Source organism: Stenotrophomonas sp. OVS01A, from assembly GCF_019969775.1.
GTDB lineage: Bacteria > Pseudomonadota > Gammaproteobacteria > Xanthomonadales > Xanthomonadaceae > Stenotrophomonas > Stenotrophomonas indicatrix.
In genome coordinates, this window is record NZ_JAHXYV010000001.1 from 1,829,022 (window position 1) to 1,854,075 (window position 25,054).

The following is a 25,054-nucleotide window of genomic DNA, read 5'->3' on the forward strand; positions in this document are numbered from 1 at the left end:
GCGGCGGCCAGGATCGAGAGGTTCGTTGTTCACGCGATGTCTCCAGAAAGAAGCAGACCATCCACCGCCCATGCACCGGGCCCGGCCAGGGCGATGGCCAGCAGTGCCAGCGTCCACAACAACGGATACTCGGCACCGCCGCGCATCCAGAACCACCCGTTGCGCAGCGCCAGCAGGGCGGTGAAGGCGATGAAGGCGGCAGCGACAAGCGCGGCGATCCGGGCCTGCCAGCCCAGCATCACAGCGCTACCGGCCACCACCTGCAGCAGCGCCAGCAGCAGTGGCAGCGGCGCCGACGACGGCAGACCGAAGCCACGCAGTTCGCCGGCAAAACCTGCCAGGCCCGGCCCGTTGAACCAGCCGAACAACTTGCCCAGCGCATGCGGCAGCAGGAATCCTCCCGCCGCCACCCGCAGGATCAACAAGGCCAGGTCGAGGCCATGGCCATCGCGCACGCTCAGTGCCCGCCTTCCTGCGCGCCGAACATGGTCTTGGCGTACTGGATGCCGACGCCATAGCCACCCGCATGGTCACGGGCGATGCCGGTGGTCAGGTCGTAGGTTTCAGCACGCGCCCAGTCGCGCTGCAGTTCCAGCAGGTACTGCACGCTGGTGATCGGCACGGCACCGGCCTGCACCATGCGGGCGATCGCACGTTCGTGCGCCTCTTCGCTGACATCGCCGCAGGCATCGGTGATCACGTAGACCTCAAATCCCTGCTCCAGCGCCGACAGCGCCGGGCCGACGATGCACACACTGGTCCACAAGCCGGCGAGCACCAGCCGACGCTTGCCGATGCGGTTCACCTCATCGATCACCGGCTGGTCTTCCCAGGTGTTCATCGACGTGCGATCGAACACCGCCTGGCCGGGGAAGATCGCCGGCAGCTCCGGGAACATCGGGCCGGAGAACGACTTCTCGGCCACCGTGGTCAGCACCACCGGCACCTTGAAACCCTTGGCGCCCTTGCTGATCAACGACACGTTGTTGCGCAGCGCGGAGATGTCGATGGTGTGGGTGGCAAATGCCATCTGCGACTGGTAGTCGATCAGTATCAGGGCGTGGTCGGCCGGTGACAGCAGTGCTTTGGCGGGGGTGGCGGTGGCGAGGCTCATGGGTGGACTCCGGTGGAGGAAACAACAGGGGGCTGGGAACGTGCCGCGCCATCGGCCAGGTACTGGCCGGGACTGCAGCCGGTCTCGGCGCGGAAGCTGCGGACGAAGTGGCTCTGGTCGAAAAAGCCAAGATGCTGGGCCAGGCAGGTCATCGACTGCGCGGCCGTCGGCAGCAGCTGCGTGGCGCGTTCGATGCGCCGACGGCGCACGTAACGCAGCGGACTGGCGCCGGTACCCATGCGGAACAACCGCACCAGATGGAACCGGCTTACGCAGGCAACGGCAGCCAGCTCGGTCACCCGCAGCGGCTGCGACAGGTGCTCGTCGATGTAGCGCAGCGCACGCTGCAGGGCAGCCGACTGGTGCGGTGCCAACGTGGTTGCGGACAGGGCAGGAGGCTGGACGGTAGCCATGAAGGAGCGCCGCGACGGGAGCACCCATGGTGTGCCGCCGGCTGCGATCGCCCTACCCCCGTCGGTCGAGGCCGGCGCTCACCCATTCGGGGGAGGCCGGCGCTGCAGCAGGCGGCGGCCGAACAACCGCGCATCCAGCGAATACGCGCCCGGGCCCAGCATGAGCAGGGCCAACGGCAGCAGCAGCCAGGGCAGCGCCGCGCCCTGTCCGTACAACCCCGGCACCGCCAGCATCACCGCCAGCGGGGTCAGCAGCCCAGGCAGCAGCAGGCCGATCGCCGCCAGGCACAGCAGTCCCGGCACACCGGCCGGACTTCCGCCCGCCAACAGCCCTCCTGCCACGCACAGGCGCAGCCACAGCAATCCCAGTCCGGGGCCGCGGTCAGGGAACATCACATACAAGCGCTGCATCGCCGGGCTCCGTCATCCATCACGGCGTGATAGCGGACACCGAAGCGGTACGCCTACCCCGAACGGGTCACCCCGGCCTGCCCCGCACCTGCCAGAATGACCGCATGCGTGGCCGCCCCTTCCCCATCCTGCGTCGCCTGCCGGCGCTGCTGTCGTGCCTGCTGTTGTTGACTGCCCTGCCCGTCTTCGCCGTGCAGCAACCCGCAGTGAGCGATGGCATGCCCGGCTATCAGCACACCGCCTGGCGCGTCGGCCAGGGCGCCCCGGGGGATATCTGGGATATCGTCCAGGACCGCCAGGGCATGTTGTGGCTGGCGACGGGTTCGGGCCTGTACCGCTTCGACGGCCGGCGTTTCGAGCGGCAGGCCGCACCGGCGGGCACCCGTTTTCCCTCCACCAACATGGTCACCCTCGGCCTCGATGGCGACGATGGTGGCCTGTGGATCGGCTACTTCCAGGCAGGCATCAGCCAGTTCACGCAGGAACGCCTGCGCAGCTTCGGCCGCCCGCAGGGCGTGCCGGTGGGTGTTGTCCCCCGCTTCGCGCATGACCGCAACGGCCGCCTGTGGGCTGCCGTCAATGGCGGCCTGCGCTGGTTCGATGGACATCGCTGGCAGGAGCCGCCGGCTTCCTTCGGCCTGCCGCAGAGACGCGTGCAATGGGTGCTGCAGGACCGCCACGGCACGTTCTGGGTGCTGGCGGACCTGCAGATATGGCGTCGCCCTCCTGGCGCGGCCCGCTTCGAAGCCACCGGCATCGCGGTCTCGCAGATGGCCTCGCTGGTCGAGAGCCCGCGCGGCGAAGTCTGGCTGGCCGACCGCGTGCGCGGCACGTCGCCGCTGGCCAACGCGCATGGCCTGTTGCCCGCCGAGGAACGTGAAGCACGGCGGCTGCCCGGGCTGGTCGCCTCGCGTCTGCAGTTCACGGCCGACGGGGCCCTGTGGGCCACGCTCAGCCCGCACGGTGGCGTGGCCCGGGTCACCTTCGACGGCCAACAGGCTGTGCGCATGGAGCGCTTCGATGCCGCGCAGGGCCTTACCGCGACGTCGGCAGTGCCGGTCCTTGCCGATCGCGAAGGCAACATCTGGGTAGGCACCAACCTCGGCCTCAACCGCTTCCGTGCGCACAGCGTGCAGACCTTGTCCGTGGGCCCTACCGATCCGTACCGGTCATTGGTACGAGCCATTGATGGCCGGGTGTATGGCTATGGCGAAGACCTGAAGCTGTTCGACCTGCGGCGTCCGCTGCTGGGCGGCAGCGCTGCGCAGTTGCAGGCCGCGGCACGGCAGGCACCCACTCCGGTGTGGCAGTTCGACTGGATCAATCTGGCGCGTACCGTCAGCGGCCACACCACCCTCATACCGCTGCCGGCACCGTTCACCGGGCAGCCACTGCACGCCCTGCTGTTTGCCGATGCGGACCAGGCCTGGGCCTGCGCCGGCGAACGCGCGGTGCTGCACTACACGGACAACCGCTGGCGTCGCGAAACCCGGCTTCCCGAGCAGGCCTGTTCGTCGCTGGCGCGTACCGATGACGGTGCGCTGCTGCTGGGCTACGCCGATGGCACCCTGCGCCGCCTGCACGGCGGCACGGTCAACACCTACGGCGCCACCGAAGGACTGTCGGTAGGCCCGGTAACCGCGTTGCTGCAGCACAAGGATCTGCTGCTGGTCGCCGGCGAGGCCGGCCTGGCCGCGCGTTTCGGCAACGGCCGCTTCCTGCCGGTGCGCACCGACATGGCCGGCGTGCTGGAAGGCATCACCGGCATGGTCGCCGATGCGAACGGGCTGCTCTGGCTCAATGGCAGCCGCGGCCTGGTGCGGTTGCAGGTTGCCACCCTGCGCAGCGCGCTGCGCAACGACCAGGCGATAGCCCCCCGCCTGTTCGACGCGGTTGACGGCATGCCGGGCATCGCCCTGCAGAGCGGCCCCATCCCCACTGCGGTACTGGCGGCTGATGGCCTGCTGTGGCTTGCCACCAATCAAGGCCTGGCGTGGCTGGACACGCGGCAGTCGCACATCAACACCATGGCGCCTGGCGTGCGCATCGGTGACGTGCTGTATGGCAGTACCCAGGCCCCCTTGCAGGAGGGACTGCGCCTGCCGGCCGGCACTACCCAGCTGCAGATCGACTATGTCGCGCTGTCGCTGGCGCGGCCCGAGCGCAACCGCTACCGCTACCGACTGTCCGGCGTGGACGACGCTTGGCAGGAGGCCGGCGCGAGCACGCGCGCCTATTACACCAACCTCGCGCCGGGCCATTACCGCTTCGAGGTGGAAGCAGCCAACGAAGATGGCATCTGGAGCAGCACGCCAGCCAGCCGCAGCTTCCACATCGCACCGACGTTCCTGCAGACCGCCTGGTTCAAACTGTTGTGCGTCTGCGTGGTGATGGCTGCGCTGGCGCTGGCCGTGCGGGTCCGCAGCCGGCAGCTGGCGGCATTGTTCCGCGCCCGCCTGCAGGAACGCAACGGCGAGCGCGAGCGCATTGCGCGCGATCTGCACGACACCCTGTTGCAGGGTAGCCAGGGACTCATCCTGCGCCTGCACGCCATCAGCCAGTCGGCACAGACACCAGAGCCGGTACGCACCCAGCTGGAATCGGCGATGCTGCTGGCCGAGCGCAATCTGGCCGAAGGCCGGGAACGGGTCAACGCGCTGCGCGACGCACCGTTTGCCGGCCGCGATCTCGCCTCTGCACTGGCCGACGTGCATGCCGAATATGCAGGCCAAGGCACCAATCCACTGCGCTTGACCATGGAAGGCACCCCGCCGCCGCTGCAGGCCGAAGCCGCCGAGGAAGTGTTCCTGATCGGGCGCGAGGCCATCCGCAACGCGCTGCGGCATGCGCAGGCCAGTGCCATCGAAGTGGAACTGTCCTACGGCACGCGCTGCTTCCTGCTGCATGTGCGCGACGATGGCGTCGGCATCGCCAATGACAACGCCGGCGGCGGACACTGGGGCATGCAGGGCATGCGCGAGCGCGCACAACGGCTGGGTGCGGAGCTGCAGTTGTGGACACGCCCCGGCCTGGGTACCGAAGTCGCGCTGTCCGTGCCGGCCCGTCGCTTGTATCACCGACATCCACCGCGCTGGCGTTGGCCCTGGAGCAGAACCTCCCATGACTGAATCCCTTCCTCCCATCGGCGTGCTGGTGGTTGATGACCATCCGCTGTTGCGCGATGGCCTGGCCGCACTGCTCGGCGCACATGCCGACCTGCGCCTGCTCGGCGAAGCAGCCGACGGCGAGGAAGCCCTTGCCCGCTACCAGCAGCTGCGCCCGGATGTGGTGCTGATGGACCTGCAGATGCCACGCATGGATGGCGTGGAAGCAATCGTGCGGATCCGTGCGATCGATCCCCGCGCACGCATCATCGTGCTGACAACCTACCGCGGCGACGTGCGCGCCGTGCGCGCGCTGCAGGCCGGTGCCAGCGCCTACCTGCTGAAGGACATGCTGCGCCACGAACTGGTGGCCACCATCCGCACCGTGGCCAGTGGGCGCCGCGCACCGATACCGGCGGAAGTGGCGGCCAGCATCGCCGCGCACGTGGTGGAAGACCGGCTGTCGCCACGCGAAACCGAAGTGCTGCGCCACGTGGCCGGCGGCCTGTCGAACAAGCGCATCGGCGAACGCATGCAGATTTCCGAGCAGACGGTGAAGGCACACATGAAGAGCCTGATGGAAAAACTGGGCGTTGGCGACCGGACGCACGCGGTAACCCAGGCACTGCGTCGCGGAATCATCAGCCTGGATGACACCGGTCAGGAGTGAAGGGGTTTCGGCAGGGCTGCGCCCTGCACCCGCAGAGGCCGAAGCAACAGCAACAGCAACAGCAACAGCAAAAGCCTGCATTCCTTGGGATGGCGGGGAGGGGACAGATGGCGGGGGACGCTGCAAGTACGTCCATGTAAGCTCGGTCGCGCCATCCATGGCGCTCACGCCCCCGCCATCTGTCCCCTCCCCGCCTCCGACAATTTCCCGCGATCTGTCGGAATGTCATGGCCTGCTCTTGGTGGGTGTCGACCTTGGTCGACACGTAGATCCACGCCATGCGTGGATGCTCTTCGATCAATTGTCGAAATATTCGATTTCGATTGGATTTGATCCAAGCGAAGCACAGATGGACCAACAGACACCGGACAACTGTCGAAGGCGGGGCGGTGTCGGATTGCGGGGTGTCAGCCGCATGGATGCGGCTGCCAAGCCTACAAGGACGTACTTGCGGCGTCCCCGCAATCCGACACCGCCCCGCCCCCACGGAATACCCGCTGTTGCTGTTGCTGTTGCTGTTGAGATTGAGGTTGAGGTTGCCGGCCAGCGGCCGGCACTACAGCAGGTGCAGGGCGCAGCCCTGCCGAACCACCCTCAACGCAGACGGATCAGCAGGCTGCCACCGGCGCAGATCGTCGCCAGCCACGCCACGCCGTGCCAACCCCACTGCGCCAGCGCCAGGCTGCCCAACGCACCGCCGCCAGCCATGCCGATGAACATGCCGGTGAACAGCAGTGCATTGAGGCGACTGCGCGCCGGCGGCACCAGGCCGTAGACCAGGGTCTGGTGCGCGACCAGCGCCGACTGGAAACCGAAGTCGAACAGCAGCGCGCTGACCACCAGCAACGGCAGCAGCGCCACGGCCGGCAGCCACGCATCGACCAGCAACAGCGCAAAGCCAACCAAGGCGACGGCAATCGCCAACCGCGCGACTGCAGGGCTGCCCAACCGATCTGCAAAACGACCGGCAACCGGTGCCGCCAATGCACCCGCAGCACCGGCAATGCCGAACGCACCCGCGGCGGCACTGCCCAGGCCCAGCCGTGCGTGCAGCATCAGCGCCAGCGTCGACCAGAACGCACTGAAGCCCACCGCCAGCAGCGACTGGCTGGCCACGGCGCGGCGCAGCTGCGGCTGCTCACGCCAGAGCGCCAGCAACGAACCCAGCAGCGCCGGATAACGCAGCGTACTGGTCGCAGCGAAGTGCGGCAGTGCGCGTGCCATCACCGCCCCCATCGCCAGCACCGAAAGCGCTGCCAGGCCGAACTGCACGCGCCAGCCCCAGGCTTCGGCCACCACGCCGCTGACCACGCGCGACAGCAGGATGCCCAGCAGCAGGCCGGTCATCACCCTGCCCACCACCTGCCCGCGCTGCGCATCCGGTGCCAGCACCGCGGCGGCCGGCACGATGTCCTGTGCCAGCGTGGCCATCAGCCCCACCAGCAGGCTGGCAACAAGAAGCCCCGGCAACTGGCCGGCCAAGGCGGCCGCCCCCAGGGCCAACGCCAGCAGCACCGACTTCAGCAGGATCAGGTTGCGCCGGTCGAAGCGGTCGCCCAACGGAGCCAGCAGCAGGATGCCCAGCGCATAGCCCAGCTGGGTCAACGTCGGCACCAGGCCCACGGCACGCTCGCCCGCAGCCAGATCCTGCGCGATCAGGCCCAGCATCGGCTGGCTGTAATAGAGCGAGGCCACCGAAAAGCCCGCGCCGGCGGCCATGGCCAGCACCAGCGATGGGGCGGGCGCAGCGCGTGGCGCAGAGACGACGGTTGAGAGCGAGGGAGCGGGCATGGAAGGCACCAGGGAGAGAATTGGAGCCTAGCGTGCCTACATTCGCGAGGCGTCTGTAGTAGGCTCAACAACATACTTTACATACGCCATACGCATGAACGATCTCGCATCGGGCGGCGACCGCCTGGACCTGCTGCGTACCTTCCTGCGCATCGTCGACAGCGGCAGCCTTTCGGCCGCCGCCGTGCAGCTGGGCACCACCCAGCCCACCGTCAGCCGTCGGCTTCAAGCCCTGGAACGGCAGCTGGGCCTGCGCCTGCTGCAGCGCTCTACCCACGGCCTGCTGCTGACCGAGGACGGCCAGCGCTGCCAACGCCATGCGCAGCGGGTGGTGGACGAATGGGAAGCGCTGCAGGCCGAGCTGCACGGGCAGACACAGAGGCTCAGCGGCCGCCTGCGGGTGATGGTGCCGCATGCGTTCGGCCAGGCGCAGCTGCTGCCCACCATGCTCGACTTCCTGGCCCAGCATCCACAACTGAGCCTGGAGTGGATCCTCGAGGACCGCCGCCCGGACTTCATCGCCGAAGGCATCGACTGCGCGGTGCGGGTCGGCGCGGTCGATGAACCGCGCGTGGTTGCCCTGCCGCTGGCCGAAGTACCTCGCATTGTCGTGGCCGCACCGTCGCTGGCCGATGCGGAGTCGATCACCACCCCCGAACAGGCGCAGGCATTGCCGTGGATCTCGCTGGTCACCTACTACCGCGAACGTCTGCTGCTGCACGATGCGCAGGGCCGTGCGCACACGCTGTCGATCACGCCGCGCCTGCTGAGTGACAACCTGTTCGTGGTGCAGCAGGCCGCACGTGCGGGATTGGGGGCCGCAGTGGTGTCGGCCTGGCTGGTGGCCGAGGATCTGGCCGAAGGTCGGTTGGTGCAGCTTTTAGCGGACTGGCAGGCACCACCGCTGCCGGTGCATCTGGTGTTCCCTGCTGCGCGACAGCAACCGCTGCGCCTGCGCGCCTTCATCGATGCGATGAAAACCACGCTGCCGCAGCTGCATGGCATGCGGCCGGCACCGCGCTAGGCGCTACCGGCCGCATCACTGCGAAGCGTGGTCCTGCTTCGCCACGGCATTCCATGCAGCGACCTTTGCCTTGGTGTCGGCCAGCATCTTGTCCAGCGCCGCGCGATCGTACACATCACCGCGCAGGATCACGCTGTCGATCTTTTCGGTGGCAGCGATGTCCTGCAACGGGTTGGCGGTCAGCAGCACCAGATCGGCCGCCTTGCCCGTGGCGACGCCGCCATAGCGCTGCATCTGGCCGAACCAGGCCGGGCCCGAACGGGTGGCGGCCGACAGCGCCTGCGGTGCGCTCAGGCCTTCCTTCACGAACAGCTGCAGTTCCTGGTGCAGGCCGATGCCGGGGTAGTTGAACGAATTGAGGAAGCCAGCATCGGTACCGGCAATGATCGTCACTCCCGCTTCCTGCAGCAGCGGCAGCACCGCAGCCACCTGGTGGTACTGCGCATGGCGCGCCTCGATCTGCGCCGGGGTGGCCTTGGCCGCGCGTTCGATGCGCCAGGTGTAGGTCGCGCGCAGGCCCGGGCCGATATAGGCCAGATACGGGTCGTTGGCGTGGTCATCCTGGTCGAGGAAGTCGAGGATGCGGCCACCGTTGAGGGTCGGCGTCACGAATACGCCACGCTTGGCGAAATCACGGTAGGCATGCAGCGCGGTTTCGCGATCGAAGCTGGCGTCGAGCCGGCGGTTGGCTTCGGCGCGATCGATGCGCCCGGCGCCGAAATCGGCGGCGATCTGCGCCTCGTCCTTGCTGCCAGCCTTGAAGGCATAGTCCAGATGCTCGATCGAGGCCAGGCCCGCATCCACGGCCTGCTCCACCGTCAACGCCATCGGAATGTGGCCCGAGGCCTTGAGACCCGCCTTGCGCGCCGCGCTGGCCGAGTACAGGAACAGCTCCGGCGTCAGCGTGCTGTCGGTGATCTTCACGAAGTCGACCTTGTCGTGCTGCAGGCGCTCGATCGCCTTGTCCGCGTCGGCCTTGCTGCCCACTTCGATGGTGCCCTTCCAGACCGGCTTGATGCCTTCGATTTTCGCACCGGAGGTCAGCAGGCGCGGACCGAACAGCGTGCCGTTGGCGATGTCGCCGCGCCACTGCAGTACCTGCTGCGGAAGATCACCGGAGCAATCGCGGATCGTGGTGATGCCATGAGCGATGTACAGCGGCAGCAGCGCCTTGTTCTCTTCCACCAGCGCCGGACCACCACCGAAGTGCACGTGCATGTCCCACAGGCCTGGAATCAGGTACTTGCCCTTGGCGTCGATCTGCCGGCTGGCGCTCCACTGGCTGCGTAGCTGCGCATCGGGACCGACCGCGACGATGTCCTCGCCACGGATGACCACGCTCTGCCCGGGCACGCTGCGCGCGTGCTCGACATCGACCACCGTGGCGTTGCGGATCAGCAGATCGGCGCGCTCGGCGGCAGACGCCGACAGCGGTGCAACGGCAAGAAGGACGGCAAGGGACAACGGATGGGAACGGAACATGGACGGCATCCTGGTGGGCACGGCAGCGTGCGGGTGGAAGGGGCGGGTGTCAGCGCGTCGCGCCATGCTGGCGCAGCAGGGTTTCGATGTTGGTGTAGCCGCGTTGCTTGGCATGCGCCAGCGGCGTTACGCCGTCGTCATCGGCAAGCTCGGGGTTGGCGCCAGCGTCCAGCAGCAGCTGTACGATCTGCACGTGGCGCGGGCCGCCATCGCCAAGCAGGATCGCCTCCAGCAGTGCAGTCCAGTGCAGGCGGTTGACATGATCCACGGCCACGCCGGCGCGCAGCAGCGTACGCACGGTGGCGACGTGGCCGCGTTCGGCCGCAGGAATCAGCGCGGTACCGCCATAGCGGTTGGTGCTGCGCAGGTCTGCACCGTGGGCGAGCGTCAGCGCCAGGATCTCATCCAGGCCGCGCGCGCCGGCATACAGGTACGCGCTGTCCTGCATCGCGTCCTTGGCATTGACGTCGGCACCGGCCTCGATCAGTTCCCGCGCCGCGTCCACGCTGTTCCCGTGGGTGGCCAGCAGCAGGGCCGTGCGGCCCTGGCCGTCACGCGCCTCCAGATCAGCACCCGCATCCAGTGCCTCGCGCACGGCGCGGGCATCACCGCGGCTGGCGGCATCGCGCAGCTGCGCATCGGCGTCGCTTCGGGAAGTCGCCGTACACGCCGGGATGACCATGGCCAGCAGGCACAGCAGCAGCATGCGGGCCAATGCCGAACGGCGCTGCCGGGAGCGAGGGTGGTGCATCGTGACTCTCCTCATGCGCAATGGCGCCGGCCATTGCCGGCCCCTGCCCTGCATGGTAGAAGTCGGCACGGGTATCCAGAAGTGAAATGTTCAAATGCAAGACAGTGCCAAATCGAATAGAACAGTGTTCGAACTGGACCTGCTGCGGGCCCTGGTGATGGTCGCCGACTGTGGCAGCTTCACCACCGCGGCTACCCGCCTGCATTCAACCCAGTCCACGGTCAGCCAGAAGATCCGCCGCCTGGAGGAGCTTGCCGGCCACCGCCTGCTTGAACGCGGCCACCGCGACGTGCATCCCACCGACGCCGGGCACACCCTGCTGGGCTATGCCCGGCGCATGCTGGATCTGAACGAGGAACTGGCCCAGGCCTTGGCCGGCGCCACCGTGGAGACCGCGGTGCGCATCGGCGTGCCGGAGGACTTCGTGAACCCGCAGACCACGCGCATGCTGGCCGCCTTCAGTCGCCGCCACCCGCAGGTCAAGCTGGAAATCAGCAGCGGCCTCAGCCGTGATCTGGCCCATGGCTTCGACCATGGCGAGCTGGACCTGGTGCTGGTCAAGCAGCGTCGCAACACCCGCCAGGCCGTGCACTGCCGGCGCGAACCGATGCATTGGATCGACAGCCTGCGCAGCAGCAGCCTGCAGCAGGACCCGCTGCCACTGGTCACCTTCCCGCCGCGCGGGCTGTACCGCGACGAGATGATCCAGGCCGTCGAGGCTCTGGGCCTGCGCTGGCGCATCGCGTTTACCAGTTCCTCGCTGAGCGGCATCCAGGGCGCGGTGGCCGACGGCATCGGCATCAGCCTGCTGCCACGGCGCGCGGTCAACCGCGAACACCGCATCATCGATGGGCAGCGCGACCTGCCACTTGTCGACAACTACGAGATCGGCCTGCTGCATCGCGCCGATGCCGATGATGCGGTGCGTGCGCTGGCCAGCGAGTTGTGGCGACAGGTGCAGCGCGAGCCGGAATAGTCGGCAGGGCTGCGCCCTGCACCGCATTGGTAGTGCCGGCCGCTGGCCGGCAACCTCAACAGCAAGCTCAACAGCAACAGCTGGTTTCCTGTCGGATGGCGGGGTGGCATGGCCTGCTCTTGGTAGGTGTCGACCTTGGTCGACCAGTAGATCCACGCCACGCGTGGATGCTTTTCGAGATATTCGATTTCCAATGGAGATTCATCCACGCATGGCGTGGATCTACTAGTCAGCGGGAACCTGTCGAAGGCGGGGCGGTGTCGGATTGCGGGGCATCCGCGCCATGGATGGCGCGGCTGAGCCTACAGGGACGTACTTGCGGCGTCCCCGCAATCCGACACCGCACCGCCCTACCTCGGAATGCCGCTGTTGCTTCGGCTGTTGCTGTTGAAGTTGCCGGCCAGCGGCCGGCACTACCAGGTGTTACCGGGCACGGCCCGGCCGCTACAGCCAACGGCCGTCGACCACCACGCGTCGCTCGGCCGGCACTGCGGCCACCGCCGCCGGGCCATGGTCGGCACGCACCGCCACGAAGGTAGCCGGACGACCTTCTGCAATGCCGTACTGCGGCAACCCGATCACCTCCGCCGCATGGGTGGTGACCATGTCCAGCGCCAGCATCAGGTCCGCATCGGTGTAGAAGCCCGACCGATAGCCCAGCAGCATCGCCCGCTGCAGCAGGTCGCCATTGCCATAGGGCCACCAGCAGTCGCGGATGTTGTCGTTGCCGGCAAACACGCGCACACCGGCGTCGTGCAGAGCACGCAGCGGCGGGAACGGATGGTCGCCCGGCGCATTGCTCATGATCGCTACGCCTGCGGCAGCCAAGGCCTCACCCACCTGCAGCGCCCGCGCCAACGGCACCTCGCCCAGCGCATAGGCGTGACTGACCGCCACCCTGCCCTGCAGGCCCGCCGCGCGTGTGCGCGCGGCGATCCGCAGCAGCTGCGCCAGCCCGGTCTCGCCCGGCTCGTGCAGATGGATGTCCAGACGCACGCCATAGCGCTCGGCCAGCCCGAACAACAGCGCAAGCTGGCCTTCGGCATCCCCGTCCAGCGTGCTCGGGTCGATGCCTCCAAGCACCTCCACCCCGGCAGCGATCGCGTGTTCCAGAATGGCCGCCGTACCCGGGCACGACATCACGCCCGCCTGTGGGAATGCCACCAACTGGATGCGCATGATGTCGGCACAACGCAGCGCCGCTTCACGCACCGCCTCCAGGTGACGCAGGCCGGTGCTGCCATCGATGTCGACGTGGCACCGCATCGCCACCGTACCGAATCCGCTGCACTGGCGGATCAGGGCCTCGGCACGATCGGCCATGGGTGCGGCGGTGGCAATCGCGGCCTTTTCCACTGCCAGACGCTCGCGCAGGCTGTTCACCGGCTGATGCGGATGCCAGCGGTCGCCGACGAAACTCTTGTCCAGGTGGATATGGCCGTCGACCAGTCCAGGCAGCACGGTAAAGCCGGTCAGATCGACGCTTTCGGCTCCCTGTGCTGCTGCATCGTCGCCATTGATGCCGACAAACCGGCCATCACGGATGTGGAAATTCAGCGGGGCACCGTCGCGATCGACGCCGCCATGGACGAACTGCAGGGTCATCAGGTTCTTCCGGAAAGCCAACACTGGCGCCATCCTGCCCGCCGCCGCGTCCATCGGCCAACGAAATATCTGCATGCCATGCATTCACCGGCACGATGAATCCCGTCCGCGACCGTGCGCCGCAGGGACGCCGGATACACGCCTGAACGGGTAACATGGGCGCCTGTTTCCGCTGTGATGCCGCATGGGCCCGTCCGACCGCCACGATCGTCTTCGCCGCTGGCAGGCCGCGTCCCTGCTGGCCGCTGCCCCGATCGCCAGCCTGTCCGCCACCGATGCCAGCGCCAGCGCGCCCCTGCAGGCGCCGCCGGGCCAGCAGCGGATTGCCTCCGCCGCGCTGGTGGAGGTACTGCACCAGCGCGTGCTGGCCGGCCAGAGCGCCACCGCCACCCTGGAAAGCTGGTGCGCCGAGCACGGCTTGGCCGAGCAGGCCCGGGTTCGTGCCGTGCGTGTGCACGGCCAGGACAAGACCGCGCCGGCCGACGTGCTGCAGGCCCTGGGCGCCACTGCCTCCACGCCCCTGCGTTACCGGCGCGTGCAGCTGGCCTGCGGCAGCCGCGTGCTGTCCGAGGCCGACAACTGGTACCTGCCCGACCATCTCAGCCCGGCCATGAACCAGGTCCTGGACACGACCGACGAGCCGTTCGGCCGCGTGGTCGGTCCGCTGGGCTTCCAGCGCCAGACCGTGACCGACCAGACGTTCTGGCCGCCGCGCGGCGAAGGCGACCATGGTGTGATCCTGGAAGTGCGCGCACTGCTGCGCGACCGCCAGCAGCAGCCTTTCAGCTACGTCATCGAGTCGTACCTGGTGCAGGCGCTGCCGTAACGTTTCATCCGCCCGGCATGTCCCGACCTACTGGGTGGTGATGCCGTTGGCAGCCGGATCGGTGGAGAACACGAAGCGTCCCGAATGCAGGTTCCGGCCCAGCGTGTACTCGGCCGTTGCGAATGCATAGACGGGAGGCGTGTTGCCCTTCCCGAAGGAGTGCGCCCAGGCGCTGAAACCGTCTTCGCTCCGGCTGCGGATCTCGCCGAGGCACAAGCTGTAGCCGCATGCGAACGAGACCACGTCCGTATTCCCGTCAAGCGCCGCAGTCACCGCTGACCTGTACAGCCCGGTCAGATCCTGTGCTTCCGGTTGGCGTGCGGCATCCTGCTCGAATTGGCTGACCGCCTGTGCGAATGCTCTGTTGGAACCGACCACCGCATGGAATCGTTCAACGGACATAGCCCCCTCACTCAACAGGCTGCGCTCGCCGGCGAGGAACGTTCCTTCAGCTGGCTTGGCCGCCGCAGCAATGACTGCAGCCCCGGGCGAAGCGGGAGCGGTGTGCAGGGATGTTGCAGCAGCGCGTATCCGTGTTGCTGCCTCAACCCGGTCGGCAGGCGCCATCGTGGCATCCTGGGCAGCGGCTGCCGGTGCTTCTTCTTTGCTGCTGCAGCCCGCGACTGCGAGCACCACAACCATCAGATGACGAACGTCCATGCGTTGTTTCCTCCCTGCTGATTGGGTGAGCATGCCATTGCATGGCGCTGGAAGCGAAGTGCCACACAAAGAAAGGCCCGGCAATGCCGGGCCTTTCGTTTTTGCATCGCTTAACGGAACCGGTAATCCAGCTGCACCCAGAACTGACGGCCATACGGGTCGTAGTTGCCGACCGGATAGAACGGCCAACCGCCACCGTTCTTGTCTGCCGGCGGGCGGCTGTCGCGCAGGTTGTTGACGATCACGCCCACCGACAGGTTTTCGCCGAACTGGCGGAACACGCTGGCGTTGTAGGTCATGTACGGTGCGATGCGGCCACTGCCATCGGTCTTGGGCAGCGAGCCGAAACGGTTGCCATACAGCGTCGTGGTCCAGTCGCCCTGGTTCCAGGTGATGCTGCCATTGGCCTTGCTGCGCCACTGGTAGTCATCCAGCGAATTGCGGATGTCGCGCACTTCGTCATCGGCGAACTGCTTGTACTCATGCTCCAGCACCAGGGTGTAGGCCAGGCGCGTGGTGAAGCGGCCATAGCGGCCCGCATCGAAGCGCCAGTTGCCCTTCAGGTCGATGCCGCGCACCGACTCCGATGCCGCGTTGATCGGGTTGATCAGTACGCGGGTCACCTGGTCCGGCTGCACGGTGGCAGTGGAGGGGTTGCGGATCACCCGCGACAGCGCGTCCTGGCACAGCGACGAGCTGATGTCGCGCGCTTCGCCGCCGAGGGTGCGGCCCAGCCGGCAATCGGCCTCATCACGCAGGATGCGGCTGGTGTCGAGGCTGGTCACTTCGTTGTCGATGCGGATGTCGTAGTAGTCGGCGCTGAAATCCAGCCCGGACAGCGGCGACCAGACCACGCCGAAGCCATACGACTTGGCCGACTCCGGCTGCAGCTGCGGGTTGGCGCGGTTGCTGTAGTCGATCGACAGGCCGTTGTAGTCGCAGTTGTCATACGACTGGCCGGCGGTGCGGCAGCGCCAGTAGTCGGTCATGCCGGGGTTGTAGCCACGGGTCTCGGTGGCGAACACATAGTTCATGTCCGGCGCACGGAAGCTGGTGGCCGCGGTGCCGCGGATCAGCAGGCTTTCGATCGGACGGAATTCGACACCGAAGCTCCAGGTCGCCTTGCCGATATGCTCGCCGCCGGCGCGGTACTGGTCGTAGCGACCTGCCAGGGTGGTGGTCAGCGACTGCAGCAGCGGCAGCTGCAGTTCAACACCGGCCGCGTAGCGGTCACGTTCGCCACCGGCACCGATGCCGGCGCTGGTGTTCCAGAATTCGCCGGTGCCCAAGCGCGGGTCCGGGCGGTTGCGGTAGCCCTGGCTGCCCGCCTCGACCACCGCGGCCAATGCGGCATCGCCACCGGGCAATGCGAACAGGCGGCCATTGACCGTCGCGCTGAAGGTCTGCAGCCACGCGGCATTGCGGCTCTCCTGGTAGTCGGACAGCCGGCCGTACTCATCGGGCGTCAACGGCTGGAACAGGCGCGCAGGGTCTGGTGCATAGACCTCCACGCCGTTGCGCACGCCCAGCTGCGGGCCCAGCAGGTACTCGTTGATGCCGGCCAGCAGCACCGGGCGGCGCGTGCGGTTCTCGTAGCGCGAGCGGCTGTAGACGGCCTCGTAGTCCCAGCCGCTGTCGCCGATCTGGCCACGCGCACCGACGTTGAACGACCACGAGTTTTCCAGGAAGCGATTGGCATTGCGCGGCAGGCCGCCGATTTCCTCCGGCGCGAAGCGGCGGTACCAGCTCTCCAGGTTGCCCGTGTTCTGGTTGTAGAAGTAGTTGCGTGACGAGGTCCAGGTGGGCGCACGGGTATTGTTGTTGATCCGTGCGCTGCCCAGCGCGACATCCGCAAACAGATCGGTGGTCTCGTTGACGTGGAAGGTCAGCAGGCCGTAACCGTTGAGGTTGCGCTTCTCGGTCTGCACGGTCCAGTAACTGGCAGCGGCTTCGTTGCTGCCGCAGTACCAGCCCTGGCGCGGGTTGTTGGCGCGCAGCACGCTGCCACCGTAGATGGACGAAGCCGCATCGCAGCCGGCGGTGCCCGGATCGATGTTGCGACCGGTGGCTGCATTGCGACGATAGGCGACGGCCGTCGGCTGCGGCGCCTTGCCGGTGGGGTCATCGTCCAGCGAATCCATGAAATCGCGCTGGCGCGCGTGGATCGCCTTGCGCACGTCCAGTTCGAAGCCGAACAGGCCTTCCCAGCGTTCGCCCGAGCTGCCTCCCACCACCTGCACGCGCTGGTTGTCACCACCGCCCTGCTGGGTGCCGCCGGCACGCACGTTGACGTCCACGCCGTCGAAGCGGTCCTTGAGGATGATGTTGACCACGCCGGCGATGGCATCGGAGCCATACACCGCAGACGCGCCCGCAGCCAGCACCTCGATGCGCTCGATCAGCGCACTGGGGATGTTGGCCAGGTTGACCACGTTCACCGAGCCTTCGTAGGCCAGCGGATAGTCGGCCTGGCGGCGGCCGTTGACCAGCACCAGCGTGCGGTTCGGGCCCAGGCCACGCAGGTTGATGGTGTTCGCCGCCGGGGTGAAGGTATTGCCGAAGTCCTCGCCCTGCACGTTGCCGGTGTTCTCGGTGAGCGCGCTCAACGCATCGAATGCATTGCGGTAGCCCTGCGCATCGATCTGCTCGCGGCTGATCACCGTGACCGGCGACGGTCCCTCGACACTGGCACGCGGGATGCGCGAGCCGGTGACCTTCACTTCCTGCAATGAGGTGGGTGCGCTTTCCTGCGCGAAGGCCGGCAACGAGGCCAGCATCAGGGACGACAAGGCAAGCACCAGCGGACGCGGGCGCAGCGCCAGGGAAGAGGCGGACATGGGCTTCCTGGGGGAGTTGGGCGGGTGGTCCGGGGCGCTGGCGACGGTGTGCGCATAACGATCCCGTAACGAAAGTGTCCTGAACGGATGGTTGCAACGGAAATGACCAGGCTTGATGGCGTTATGCCTGAACCGAATCAGACCGCAGCCAGCGACCGCGCCGCATTTGCAACTTCTTTCATTGTTCCCCCTCGCCGGCCTGCGGCATCGTCGCACCCCATGAACCGGTATTTCCCTACTTCCCTGCCACCGTTGCGACCGGTGCTGCGCCGCCACCTCCTGCTGCTCCAGCACGGGCCTGTGGTGCTGCGCCCGTTGCAGCGTTCAGACCTTTCCGCCTGGCGTCACCACTATCGACAGGTCGAACGCAGCAGCAACCTGCCTGACCATTTCGATGCCGAAGCCCATTTCCTCTGCGGTGTGCAGCGTTCGCAGCTGCAACACGACAACGATCATCTGCTGCTGGGCAGCTTCGACGCAGCGGGTGAGTTGCTGGACCAGTTGAACCTGCGCCTGCATTGCGCGCATGCGCGCAGCGTTGAACTGCGTTGGCTGCATGCCGCAGGCTGTCCCCAGCGGCGGCAGCTGCACGCTTCGTTGCAGGCGCTGTGCACGTTCCTGTTCGAACAGGTGGGCATCCGTCGCCTGTTCGTGCTGCTGCCGCCCGATGCAGGCAGCGCTCTGGTCGCTACCCTGCAGGCGATCGGATTCGAGCGCGAAGGCCTGCTGCGCGACCACCACCTGGATGTCGAAGGCTGGCAGGACCGCCAGCTCTACGCCCTGACAGCCCCTGCCTGGCTGCAACGGCAGTCAGCAGAGAACTAGCGCACCCGCTCCAGCGAAGCATCCGCGCCGGTCAACACGCTGCAGGCATGGTCCTGCAGTTCCTCTGCGCTGGCATCGTTGTCGCTGCCGGGATCCAACTGCGTGGCCAGCAGGATGAAACCCGGCGCGCCATGCACGCCCTCGTGCCCCGCCACCAGCAGGCTCCATTGGCCAACCCTGTCCACACCGCTCAGGCCATAGGCCAGCAGGTTGAGGGGATTGGCAGTCAACGCCTCGCCCGGCAGCAACCGCGCCTGGTATTGATGGCCGCGCAGCCGTACCGGCAGCGGTGCCCACTGCGTGCCGAGGGCCGCGCGATTGTCTTCCAGCGCCCGCAGCACGTCGGCGCGCAGGCAATCGACGTGGATGTGCAGCTGGTGCTGCGAACGTCCATGCGGCGAGTTCAATGCCAGGCTGGCGACGCTGCGCGGCAACCGCTGGCCAAGTGCCTGCTCGGTACGAGCGCGGGCCTGCCAGGCGGCAGCAAAGTAATTGGGTGCCCCGCGCCGGTACAACGCGGGACTTTCGATGCCACTGACCTTGTCCAGTGGCATCAGCAGGAACTGATAGCGGCCGTGCGCGTCCTTGACCAGCACATCGCGGTGATCAACGGCCGGGCGCACCTGCAGGCAATCGCCGCGTGGCGACTGTGCACCCTGGCAATCACGTTCGATCAGGCGCCACAGCGCATCCGAATGGGCCGGTGGTGGCGCAGGGGGCACGCTGGCACAACCGGCCAGCAACAGCAGGGGCAGCAACAGAAATCGCACGGCAACAACTCGCAGGATCAGGCGCGCAGGCAGCGCCGCGCGCCATTCTAGCCAGTGGGATGTGGCAATCAGTAGGTGCCGAACGGCACTTCAACCACGACCGGGGCGCCGGCAGGCAGCACCTGCAGGGTGTACCGGTCCAGTGCGCCGTCATCATCGGCCAGCGGCTGGCGGTGGAACTGCAGGCGATAATGGCCCTCGCCCACGCGCACCTCGGTGCCGTCGGCAGCCAGCGCGGCAGCGTCGGGCAGCAGCAGCCCGCCCAGGTCGCTGTAGGCACCGGCAACATCGGCGAAACCATAATCGGCCAGTTCATCCACCCGCTGCATCGCATAGACATGCGGCAGATACGGGCGCGCCGGGCTGCGGCCGTTGCTCAGATCGGTCACCCCGGCCTGCGGCAGGTGGTACTGCTCGCGAAGCGCGGCAACACCCAGCGACTCGCTGGCCACCTGCAGGCAGCACACCGTGCGCTTGCCTTCACGGTCGAGGATGGCGAAGCGATCACCACGGGTTGCGGCCTGCGGCAGCATCGCGAACGCCAGGTTGCGCTGCGCCGGCTGGTAACCGGCTTCGGTCTGCAGGTTGCGCCAGCCACCAAATACCGGCGCTTCGGCCGCCGGCGCTGGCGTCGGTTCGGCAGCCATGGCTGCCACTGCCATGCAGAGCAACGACAGCACTGCCGTCGCCTTCACTGCGTTCTGCCTGCCACGGAAACTGCCTGACCTCATACCGGACCCAACACCTGCACCGGAGTGGCCCGGCCTGCCCGCCGGCACGTTGCCGGCAACGCCGGCCACTATGCAGTGCGGCGGCCGCGCGGGCAATGACCCGAACGCTGCCGGGTTTCGCGCGGTCAGTGCTATCGTGCCGCCAATCCCCTGCGCAGGAGCGCCCGCATGACCATCCGCCTGACTCTGTTGCTGCCCGCCTCGGCCTTGTTGCTGTCGGCCTGTGTCAGCACTCCCGGCCCGGAGGTCAAGGGCAGTGGCCGCTGCGATGCCAGCCAGCTGGGCTGGGCCATCGGCCAGCCGGCCAACGAGCCGAACATCCGCCGCCTGTCCAGCGAAAGCGGCGCCGGCATGGTCAACCCCATCGGCCCGGCCACCATCACCACCAAGGACATCCGCCAGGACCGCCTGCGCGTGTTCGTGGACAAGGACAACATCATCACCGCCACCCGCTGCGAGTAAGCGCGTCACGGCCGTTGCGCAGAGCCGGGCATGCGTCCGGCTCCATGGCTCAGGGCTCGGTGTAGGCCGAGCACTCCGGCAGCGGCTGGTCCGGCTGGTACGCCCCTGACGTGAAGCGGAAGATGCGCGTGTAGCTGCATTGCGCATCCTGTTCGGTGCGCAGGTCCTTCTTCGTCAACCGCCCCTTGGCCAGCGAATCCCGCTGCGGTGATACCCCGGCCGGATAGTTGGTGGCCCCGGTCTGGTAGCGCAGTACGGGCATGTCCTGCGCTTCGGTTGCCAGCGCAAGTTCCGCATCGAAGCTGTACTCGTCATGGCAGGCGCCGGCACGCTGATCAAAATCGCGCTCGCTGAAACAGGCCCGGATCATCTTGTTGGCCGACCACGCAACGGACAGCACGTCGGCGTCCACCTGGATGCCATCGTCAAGATGACGGATGCGCGCCAGGTGCAGGGTCGATGCGCTGGCACCGCCGCCTGAATACATCGCACGGGCCTCCACCAGACCGCCGACGAGCACGTTCTGCAATGCGGCCTGTTGTGGATCGGCTACGGCCTGGCCTGCCCCGGCGCCGGGCGCCAGGCGCACGATGAAGGGCCAGACCCGCAGGTCGCCATCGTCAACCACGTCGATGGGCACGTAGCGCATCTGCGGCTCGCCTTCAGCATCCGCGCGCTCGGCAACTTCCAGCGAGGCCGGCTGGTCTTCGCCCGCTGAAGGCAGCGCCTGCACGCACCACTGGCCATCAGCAGTGCAGTAGCGCTCCGGGCCGTCCGGTCCCTGCCCGCCCTGCAGCAGCAGCGTCTCCAGCCGGTTGCCTGCCGCGTCCCGTTGAACGGGCGCAACGTCCGCCGCTGCAGGCAACGACGATGCCAGCAGCAGTACAGACAGCACCGCGTAAGCCATGCGCGTGGAAACCATGTTCATCCTGTGCGCACCGGCACGTCCTTGCGAGAGACCGATGGTAGCGCAGGCGCCGCGTTGCGGCTCAGTGCCCGTCGCAGTCGCAGCTGCCCCAGCCCCTCGCCTTCGACGTCTGGCCGATGCCGGGGTTGAAGGTATTGCTCGGGTCCAGCGTGCGGTAGAAGCCGGCCAGCGCCGGCTTGGCCGGATACAGGTGGCCGACGTTGTGCTCGGCCGGGTACTCCGCGCCGCGCTGGTCCAGCAACGCCCACATCGCATGCTCGATGGCCATCGGATCTTCACCCTTGCGCGCGATGTAGTCCTGGTGGAACACATGGCACAGGAAATGGCCGTAGTACAGCTTGTGCAGCAGGCGCCCATCGATATCGGCCGGCAGCTGCTCGAACCAGTCGGCGTCATCGCGGCGCAGCGCGATGTCCAGCGCGACGATGTCCTGCACCTGCCGGCGATGCACTTCGCGGTAGCGCACCGCCGCACCGGCCACCGCGAAACGATGCAGGAAGGCCTTGCGTCCTTCGTCCGCCGTGCAATGGAAGTAGCCGCCTTCGTGGTCGTTGAAGAAGCCGCGCAGCCAGGCCTCGGTGGCAGCCGCATCCTGTGCGGACACCTTCAGCAGCAGGTGATGCTCGTAACGCTGGCGGAACTCGCCCATGCGCTTGGGCAGGTGCGAGGGCAACAGGCCGGCCAGCGCCTGCATCATCCGGTCGGTGACACCGCGCAGGCCCAGCCGTTCGAACCAGCCATCAACCCGGCTCTTCAGTGCGAATGCGGCCGGAACGCGCGCGGTACCGAGCTTGTCGATCAGCAGGAAACTGTCCTTGCCGTAGCGCTCGCCGATGTCATACGCATCACGGTGAATGTACTCGCCGGCGATGGGCAGGCGCTCGAAGCCGGTCAGCAGCTGGCGGCGGATCGCGGTCAGGCTGTCGGTGCGGTTGCTGCCGATATAGAAGACCTCGGCGGCCTCCTTCTCGAAGGTATCCAGGCGCACGGCGAACACCGCCAGCTTGCCGGCAGATCCGGCCGCCTCGAAATGGCGGCTGGGGTCGGCGTTGAAGCGTGCCGGGGTATCGGCATCGACCTTGCGCACTTCCTCGGCATAACGCGGATCGGAGGCGGCACGGCCATCACCGTCGCTGACATCGGCGGCGCTGTAGTCACCGCTCTGCAGGCGTTGCAGGATCTGCTCGGGCGTGTCGCCCAGCGCGATGCCCAGATGGTTGACCAGTTGCAGTTCACCCCGCGCGTCGACCTGCGCATACAGCGCCAGTTCGGTATAGGCCGGGCCACGGCGCACCAGCGCGCCACCGGAGTTGTTGCAGATGCCGCCCAGCACCGAGGCGCCGATGCACGACGAGCCGATCACCGAGTGCGGCTCGCGGCCCAGTGGCGCCAGCGTCTGCTCCAGCCGGTCCAGCGTCGCGCCGGGCAGGCACAGCACCTGGCGGCCTTCATTCAACAGCTGGATGCCGGTCAGGCGCAGGGTGCTGACCAGCACGATCGGCCGGCCGTAGTCGTCGCCGTCCGGGGTGGAACCGCCGGTCAGGCCGGTATTGGCCGCCTGCAGGATGATCGCGGCCCCGCCCTGCACCGCGGCCTGCAGCACGTTCCACAGTTGCAGCAGCGTGCCCGGGCGCACCACCGCCAGTACCGGGCCATCACCGAAGCGATAGCCGCGACGGAAGCGACGGGTGGCCTTGTCGCCGGTCAGTACGTGGCGGTCCCCCACCGCGGCACGCAACTGTTCCAGCACCGTATCGCGATCACTCATGGCAGGCGCACCAGCGAATCACGGCCGATATCGGCAATGCGATGCGCGCCGGTCAGGGTCATCGCCACGCGCATTTCCTTGGCGATCAGGTCCAGCAGGTTGGCCACGCCGGCCTCGCCCTGCGCGGCAAGAGCGTAGACGAACGCGCGGCCCAGCAGCACGGCGTCGGCGCCCAGCGCCAGCATGCGCACCACGTCCAGGCCGGTGCGGATGCCGGAATCGGCGAGGACCTTCAGGTCACCCTGCACGGCGTCGGCGATGGCCGGCAACGCCCGTGCGGTGGACAGCACGCCGTCGAGCTGGCGGCCGCCATGGTTGGAGACCACGATGCCATCGGCGCCGAACGCGACCGCATCACGCGCATCGTCCGGGTCGAGGATGCCCTTGATCACCATCGGGCCTTTCCAGAACTCACGGATCCACTCCAGGTCCTTCCACGAAATGGACGGATCGAAGTTGCTGCCCAGCCAGCCGATGTAGTCCTCCAGGCCCGTTGGGTTGCCACGGTAGGTGGAGATGTTGCCGAGGTCATGCGGGCGTCCGCGCAGGCCCACGTCCCACGCCCAGCGCGGATGGGTGATGGCCTGGCCGATGCGGCGCATTGCAGCGTTCGGACCACTCATGCCCGAGTGTGCGTCGCGATAGCGCGCGCCCGGCACCGGCATGTCGACAGTGAATACCAGGGTGGTTACACCGGCCGCCTGCGCGCGCTCCAGCGCATTGCGCATGAAACCGCGATCGCGCAGCACGTACAGCTGGAACCACATCGGGCGCTGGATCGCCGGGGCGACTTCTTCGATCGGGCACACCGACACCGTGGAAAGCGTGAACGGAATGCCGCGGCTGTCGGCTGCACGCGCGGCCTGCACTTCGCCGCGACGGGCATACATGCCGGTCAGACCGACCGGTGCCAGTGCCACCGGCATCGCCAGCTTCTCGCCGAACAGCTCGGTTTCCAGGCTCAGGTCGGACATGTTGCGCAGGACGCGCTGGCGCAGCGCGATGTCGGACAGATCGGACACGTTGCGCTTCAGCGTGTGCTCGGCATACGCGCCACCATCGATGTAGTGGAACAGGAACGGCGGCAGCCGGCGTTCGGCTGCGGCACGGTAATCGGTGGAGGCGGAGATGATCATGGGGTCAACCGTGTGGGGAAGGTAGACGCGAAGCCCGCGCACGCCGGGCTTCGTTGTCATCGAGGGTGCGCAGCGTGGTGTGCACGAACTCGAGGTGGGCATGCGCGGCGGCGCGCGCACGTTCGGGGTCGCCGGCCAGCACCGCATCCATCATTTCGCGATGCTGGTCGGACAGCGGCGAGAAGGTCCTGGCCGAGGTGTAGAGCTTTTCGCGGCTCTGCGAGATATTGGTCTGCAGCAGTTCGAACAGGCCGCGCATCACCTGCAGCAATACCAGGTTGTGCGAGGCCTCGGCGATGGACAGGTGGAAGGCCGCATCGGCCTGCGCCTCACCGGCGGGGTCGTCCTTGCCATGTGCATCCATCATGGTCTGGAACGCCTGGGCGATGCGCGCGCGGTCCTCGTCGGTGGCGCGCAGCGCGGCGTGCCAGGCCGTGGCGCCTTCCAGCGCGTGGCGGATTTCCAGCACATCGAAGCGGTATTCCGGGTCCCCCTGGAACAGCGGCAGGTACGGCACCAGCGGTTCATCCAGTGCCTGCCGCGCACGTGCGGCGGGCTCGCTCACGTAAGTGCCACCGCCTACCCGCGCGGTCAGCAGACCATGGCTGGACAACTGCGCGATGGCCTCGCGCAGCGCGGTGCGCGAGACCCCCAGCTGAACGGCCAGCGTGCGCTCGGCCGGCAGCCTGTCGCCCGGCTGCAACTGCTGTTCCTGCACCAGCGCACGCAGCTGCGCGGCCACCTTGTCCGAAACCCGTTGTGTGCTCATG

23 protein-coding genes are annotated in these 25,054 nt (G+C 67.5%); 7 read left to right on the top strand and 16 right to left on the bottom strand.

Annotation, left to right across the window (positions count from 1 at the left end):
- Positions 1-29 precede the first annotated feature (29 nt).
- From LC407_RS08550 to LC407_RS08565, 4 genes are all read right to left on the bottom strand, one after another.
- The gene (locus LC407_RS08550) at positions 30-455 is read right to left on the bottom strand and encodes a DoxX family membrane protein (protein WP_025878529.1); all 426 of its coding nucleotides are present in this window, start codon (positions 453-455) and stop codon (positions 30-32) included.
- Positions 456-457: 2 nt separating this feature from the next.
- Positions 458-1,114, bottom strand: a complete 657-nt coding sequence (locus LC407_RS08555; RefSeq protein ID WP_033831352.1) for a hydrolase — start codon at positions 1,112-1,114, stop codon at positions 458-460.
- Complete coding sequence (locus LC407_RS08560) at positions 1,111-1,527, bottom strand: AraC family transcriptional regulator (protein ID WP_025878527.1); 417 nt, start codon at positions 1,525-1,527, stop codon at positions 1,111-1,113. Before LC407_RS08560 ends, LC407_RS08555 begins: the two co-directional genes overlap by 4 nt.
- 78 nt (positions 1,528-1,605) lie before the next feature.
- Positions 1,606-1,938: a hypothetical protein gene (locus tag LC407_RS08565; protein ID WP_223482632.1), complete on the bottom strand. Its 333-nt coding sequence runs from the start codon at positions 1,936-1,938 to the stop codon at positions 1,606-1,608.
- Positions 1,939-2,042: 104 nt separating this feature from the next.
- On the opposite strand from LC407_RS08565, the gene LC407_RS08570 reads away from it, so the two are divergent.
- Both LC407_RS08570 and LC407_RS08575 read left to right on the top strand, forming a co-directional pair.
- Positions 2,043-5,066, top strand: a complete 3,024-nt coding sequence (locus LC407_RS08570) for a sensor histidine kinase (protein WP_223482633.1) — start codon at positions 2,043-2,045, stop codon at positions 5,064-5,066.
- Positions 5,059-5,712 (top strand): response regulator transcription factor, encoded by a 654-nt coding sequence (locus tag LC407_RS08575; RefSeq protein ID WP_032975280.1) that lies wholly within the window; start codon positions 5,059-5,061, stop codon positions 5,710-5,712. The genes LC407_RS08570 and LC407_RS08575 overlap by 8 nt, the downstream gene beginning before the upstream one ends.
- A gap of 594 nt (positions 5,713-6,306) precedes the next feature.
- Here the strand turns inward: LC407_RS08575 and LC407_RS08580 are convergent.
- Positions 6,307-7,503, bottom strand: coding sequence for an MFS transporter (locus LC407_RS08580; protein ID WP_134832713.1), 1,197 nt, complete (start codon positions 7,501-7,503; stop codon positions 6,307-6,309).
- Between the two features lie 94 nt (positions 7,504-7,597).
- Here LC407_RS08580 and LC407_RS08585 point away from each other — a divergent pair, with 94 nt between their 5' ends.
- A complete protein-coding gene (locus LC407_RS08585) occupies positions 7,598-8,527 on the top strand; it encodes a LysR family transcriptional regulator (RefSeq protein WP_025878522.1) in 930 nt (309 codons plus the stop codon).
- A gap of 15 nt (positions 8,528-8,542) precedes the next feature.
- Here LC407_RS08585 and LC407_RS08590 read toward each other — a convergent pair whose 3' ends face one another.
- On the bottom strand, positions 8,543-10,009 hold the full coding sequence (locus LC407_RS08590; protein ID WP_032975277.1) for an amidohydrolase family protein: 1,467 nt from the start codon (positions 10,007-10,009) through the stop codon (positions 8,543-8,545).
- Positions 10,010-10,058: 49 nt separating this feature from the next.
- Positions 10,059-10,760, bottom strand: coding sequence for an ankyrin repeat domain-containing protein (locus LC407_RS08595; protein ID WP_223482634.1), 702 nt, complete (start codon positions 10,758-10,760; stop codon positions 10,059-10,061).
- A gap of 94 nt (positions 10,761-10,854) precedes the next feature.
- On the opposite strand from LC407_RS08595, the gene LC407_RS08600 reads away from it, so the two are divergent.
- Positions 10,855-11,736, top strand: coding sequence for a LysR substrate-binding domain-containing protein (locus tag LC407_RS08600; RefSeq protein ID WP_032975274.1), 882 nt, complete (start codon positions 10,855-10,857; stop codon positions 11,734-11,736).
- A 444-nt stretch (positions 11,737-12,180) separates the two neighbouring features.
- Here LC407_RS08600 and LC407_RS08605 read toward each other — a convergent pair whose 3' ends face one another.
- Positions 12,181-13,341, bottom strand: coding sequence for an amidohydrolase family protein (locus LC407_RS08605; protein WP_223482636.1), 1,161 nt, complete (start codon positions 13,339-13,341; stop codon positions 12,181-12,183).
- Positions 13,342-13,525: 184 nt separating this feature from the next.
- Here LC407_RS08605 and LC407_RS08610 point away from each other — a divergent pair, with 184 nt between their 5' ends.
- The gene (locus tag LC407_RS08610) at positions 13,526-14,167 is read left to right on the top strand and encodes a hypothetical protein (protein WP_059064427.1); all 642 of its coding nucleotides are present in this window, start codon (positions 13,526-13,528) and stop codon (positions 14,165-14,167) included.
- Positions 14,168-14,194: 27 nt separating this feature from the next.
- Here the strand turns inward: LC407_RS08610 and LC407_RS08615 are convergent, their stop codons facing one another.
- Complete coding sequence (locus LC407_RS08615; RefSeq protein ID WP_099784515.1) at positions 14,195-14,827, bottom strand: hypothetical protein; 633 nt, start codon at positions 14,825-14,827, stop codon at positions 14,195-14,197.
- 110 nt (positions 14,828-14,937) lie between these two features.
- Positions 14,938-17,664 (bottom strand): TonB-dependent receptor, encoded by a 2,727-nt coding sequence (locus LC407_RS08620; RefSeq protein ID WP_223482637.1) that lies wholly within the window; start codon positions 17,662-17,664, stop codon positions 14,938-14,940.
- 219 nt (positions 17,665-17,883) lie between these two features.
- On the opposite strand from LC407_RS08620, the gene LC407_RS08625 reads away from it, so the two are divergent.
- Positions 17,884-18,489 carry a GNAT family protein gene (locus LC407_RS08625; RefSeq protein ID WP_134832717.1) on the top strand — a complete coding sequence of 202 codons (606 nt, stop codon included), beginning with the start codon at positions 17,884-17,886 and terminating at the stop codon, positions 18,487-18,489.
- Here the strand turns inward: LC407_RS08625 and LC407_RS08630 are convergent.
- Both LC407_RS08630 and LC407_RS08635 read right to left on the bottom strand, forming a co-directional pair.
- Positions 18,486-19,250: a CDP-diacylglycerol diphosphatase gene (locus tag LC407_RS08630; protein WP_223482695.1), complete on the bottom strand. Its 765-nt coding sequence runs from the start codon at positions 19,248-19,250 to the stop codon at positions 18,486-18,488. The two genes, LC407_RS08625 and LC407_RS08630, sit on opposite strands and share 4 nt — an antisense overlap.
- 77 nt (positions 19,251-19,327) lie before the next feature.
- Positions 19,328-19,990, bottom strand: a complete 663-nt coding sequence (locus LC407_RS08635) for a decarboxylase (protein ID WP_099784523.1) — start codon at positions 19,988-19,990, stop codon at positions 19,328-19,330.
- Positions 19,991-20,158: 168 nt separating this feature from the next.
- Between LC407_RS08635 and LC407_RS08640 the strand changes: the two genes are divergently transcribed.
- Positions 20,159-20,452 (top strand): hypothetical protein, encoded by a 294-nt coding sequence (locus LC407_RS08640; protein ID WP_025878511.1) that lies wholly within the window; start codon positions 20,159-20,161, stop codon positions 20,450-20,452.
- 49 nt (positions 20,453-20,501) lie between these two features.
- Here the strand turns inward: LC407_RS08640 and LC407_RS08645 are convergent, their stop codons facing one another.
- From LC407_RS08645 to lldR, 4 genes are all read right to left on the bottom strand, one after another.
- Positions 20,502-21,380 carry a hypothetical protein gene (locus LC407_RS08645; protein WP_223482638.1) on the bottom strand — a complete coding sequence of 293 codons (879 nt, stop codon included), beginning with the start codon at positions 21,378-21,380 and terminating at the stop codon, positions 20,502-20,504.
- A gap of 61 nt (positions 21,381-21,441) precedes the next feature.
- Positions 21,442-23,148 carry a D-lactate dehydrogenase gene (gene dld, locus LC407_RS08650; protein WP_223482639.1) on the bottom strand — a complete coding sequence of 569 codons (1,707 nt, stop codon included), beginning with the start codon at positions 23,146-23,148 and terminating at the stop codon, positions 21,442-21,444.
- Positions 23,145-24,284 carry an FMN-dependent L-lactate dehydrogenase LldD gene (lldD, locus tag LC407_RS08655; RefSeq protein ID WP_223482640.1) on the bottom strand — a complete coding sequence of 380 codons (1,140 nt, stop codon included), beginning with the start codon at positions 24,282-24,284 and terminating at the stop codon, positions 23,145-23,147. Before lldD ends, dld begins: the two co-directional genes overlap by 4 nt.
- A 4-nt stretch (positions 24,285-24,288) precedes the next feature.
- The gene (lldR, locus tag LC407_RS08660) at positions 24,289-25,053 is read right to left on the bottom strand and encodes a transcriptional regulator LldR (protein ID WP_032975263.1); all 765 of its coding nucleotides are present in this window, start codon (positions 25,051-25,053) and stop codon (positions 24,289-24,291) included.
- Position 25,054 lies beyond the last annotated feature (1 nt).

What these genes read in the sequence shown, in the direction of transcription:
- LC407_RS08625 (WP_134832717.1), top strand. Translation starts at nt 17,884, where the DNA reads ATGAACCGGTATTTCCCTACTTCCCTGCCACCGTTGCGACCGGTGCTG.
- LC407_RS08620 (WP_223482637.1), bottom strand. Translation starts at nt 17,664, where the DNA reads ATGTCCGCCTCTTCCCTGGCGCTGCGCCCGCGTCCGCTGGTGCTTGCC.
- dld (WP_223482639.1), bottom strand. Translation starts at nt 23,148, where the DNA reads ATGAGTGATCGCGATACGGTGCTGGAACAGTTGCGTGCCGCGGTGGGG.
- LC407_RS08580 (WP_134832713.1), bottom strand. Translation starts at nt 7,503, where the DNA reads ATGCCCGCTCCCTCGCTCTCAACCGTCGTCTCTGCGCCACGCGCTGCG.
- LC407_RS08640 (WP_025878511.1), top strand. Translation starts at nt 20,159, where the DNA reads ATGACCATCCGCCTGACTCTGTTGCTGCCCGCCTCGGCCTTGTTGCTG.
- LC407_RS08575 (WP_032975280.1), top strand. Translation starts at nt 5,059, where the DNA reads ATGACTGAATCCCTTCCTCCCATCGGCGTGCTGGTGGTTGATGACCAT.
- LC407_RS08565 (WP_223482632.1), bottom strand. Translation starts at nt 1,938, where the DNA reads ATGCAGCGCTTGTATGTGATGTTCCCTGACCGCGGCCCCGGACTGGGA.
- LC407_RS08590 (WP_032975277.1), bottom strand. Translation starts at nt 10,009, where the DNA reads ATGTTCCGTTCCCATCCGTTGTCCCTTGCCGTCCTTCTTGCCGTTGCA.
- lldD (WP_223482640.1), bottom strand. Translation starts at nt 24,284, where the DNA reads ATGATCATCTCCGCCTCCACCGATTACCGTGCCGCAGCCGAACGCCGG.
- LC407_RS08600 (WP_032975274.1), top strand. Translation starts at nt 10,855, where the DNA reads ATGCAAGACAGTGCCAAATCGAATAGAACAGTGTTCGAACTGGACCTG.
- LC407_RS08585 (WP_025878522.1), top strand. Translation starts at nt 7,598, where the DNA reads ATGAACGATCTCGCATCGGGCGGCGACCGCCTGGACCTGCTGCGTACC.
- LC407_RS08605 (WP_223482636.1), bottom strand. Translation starts at nt 13,341, where the DNA reads ATGACCCTGCAGTTCGTCCATGGCGGCGTCGATCGCGACGGTGCCCCG.
- LC407_RS08635 (WP_099784523.1), bottom strand. Translation starts at nt 19,990, where the DNA reads ATGAGGTCAGGCAGTTTCCGTGGCAGGCAGAACGCAGTGAAGGCGACG.
- LC407_RS08560 (WP_025878527.1), bottom strand. Translation starts at nt 1,527, where the DNA reads ATGGCTACCGTCCAGCCTCCTGCCCTGTCCGCAACCACGTTGGCACCG.
- LC407_RS08555 (WP_033831352.1), bottom strand. Translation starts at nt 1,114, where the DNA reads ATGAGCCTCGCCACCGCCACCCCCGCCAAAGCACTGCTGTCACCGGCC.
- LC407_RS08615 (WP_099784515.1), bottom strand. Translation starts at nt 14,827, where the DNA reads ATGGACGTTCGTCATCTGATGGTTGTGGTGCTCGCAGTCGCGGGCTGC.
- LC407_RS08610 (WP_059064427.1), top strand. Translation starts at nt 13,526, where the DNA reads ATGGGCCCGTCCGACCGCCACGATCGTCTTCGCCGCTGGCAGGCCGCG.
- LC407_RS08570 (WP_223482633.1), top strand. Translation starts at nt 2,043, where the DNA reads ATGCGTGGCCGCCCCTTCCCCATCCTGCGTCGCCTGCCGGCGCTGCTG.
- lldR (WP_032975263.1), bottom strand. Translation starts at nt 25,053, where the DNA reads ATGAGCACACAACGGGTTTCGGACAAGGTGGCCGCGCAGCTGCGTGCG.
- LC407_RS08595 (WP_223482634.1), bottom strand. Translation starts at nt 10,760, where the DNA reads ATGCACCACCCTCGCTCCCGGCAGCGCCGTTCGGCATTGGCCCGCATG.
- LC407_RS08645 (WP_223482638.1), bottom strand. Translation starts at nt 21,380, where the DNA reads ATGAACATGGTTTCCACGCGCATGGCTTACGCGGTGCTGTCTGTACTG.